Below are 1,369 nucleotides of genomic sequence, written 5' to 3'. Positions count from 1 at the left end.
ACAATTTCACTGCTTGCTGACTATTATCATGCTCCTCCTTTCCCTCAAGGACATCAACCCAAACTGATTGAAATCTATTTTGATGAGTCAGCAGATGGTCCAGGGATTATCTATCAGCATGAACAAGGGCTAACCTTTGACTTCGATTTTTACAAACCCAATTCCTCTACTTTCTTTATGGATGTAGACCACGAGGTTGCTTACATTCGCCTTGGTTCTTTAGTGCTGCTCAATCGCTCAGAAGGGATTGTCCTGCCTGATATATCGCCAGAAACCAATATCAATATACCTGAGCTTGAGCTTTAGCGTTTACTATTTTGCGATCGCATACAGGAGGTTGAAAAGTGCCAGAGTCGAGTCCAAACGCTAAATCCCCAAATCATTCTAGTTCTGATAATTCAGCCAAAGAGCCAGAGCGCCAACGTTTTGAGGCATTGCTGAGTAACTTGCACTGGCAAGCTAAAGCGCAAGGAAAAGAAAATGCCACCATTACTGTGCAAGCTGGCAGATCCATCATTTACAGAGGCGTTCCGGGTCAAGATCCTCTGTCCAGGGACATCCCAACTGAAACTATCTTGAAAGTTTTGCAGGCAGTAGAAAATCCGCAAGCCTCCAATGGAACAGTTAAGCTGTCAGTGGATGGCGATGTCGCTTTTTACAACCAGAAGGGGAACGTTGCCCAAGATACTTACAAACTTGCCGAGCAGCGCTCTATTGCCCAAAAGCAAGAAGTTACTCAATCGTCCCAATTAGAAGCAGCAAAACCAACGGGTGACATAGATCTGCTAAAAGGACGAGTGGATCAACTTGAAGCCTTAGTTGCCAAACAGCAGCAGCACATCCACTTGCTAGAACAACGCACTAACGTCATCGGCTCTGCGCCTATCCTGAAAGTCGGTAACAAGTTGGGTAATTGGCTGGAGGACGTTCGCAATAAGGTAGGTAAAACCCTTCAGCAAACAGGAGAGCATCTCTCTAAACGCATGGAGCAAGACAAGAACCTGCTAGAGTCTTATAAAACTGCTTTGCAGACTGCGCGTCAAGAGATATCTGTAGCCTACAACCAAGTACAAACAGCATACGACAAAGGTGCAGACAGACACCACGCAGTTAACAACGCTGTTTTTAAGGCAGCCCAAGGAGTTGCTTCAGGAGTTGTAGATGTAGCAAAGTACGCCAATGCAGTAGTTGCTAAACACCAAAGCCAACCTACGTCAACTGACAATAATCAAATTCCTAAAGAACCACCTGTCTTTAGGGCAAGCGAATTGTGGAAACATTACAGCGAAAAGGTTAACGTTGCTGGTCCATTTCAGACAGCAACAGCAGTCGCACAAGCTGCTTGGCGTGAAGGAGTTGCCGAGGCAGA

The 1,369-nt window shown here is 45.7% G+C and carries 2 protein-coding genes; both read left to right on the top strand.

All coding sequences use genetic code 11. The features are described 5' to 3' along the window. The coding region (locus AC2VE5_RS27410; protein WP_486890687.1) for a hypothetical protein at positions 1-306 on the top strand (306 nt) is incomplete at its 5' end. A 38-nt stretch (positions 307-344) separates the two neighbouring features. Beyond that, positions 345-1,369 (top strand): hypothetical protein (locus tag AC2VE5_RS27405; protein WP_486890686.1); only part of this gene is annotated, 1,025 nt, incomplete at its 3' end.

Source organism: Aliterella sp. E5.1, from assembly GCF_057473825.1.
The sequence above is the reverse complement of the archived record's forward strand: the minus strand, read 5'-3'. Positions and strand labels throughout refer to the sequence as shown.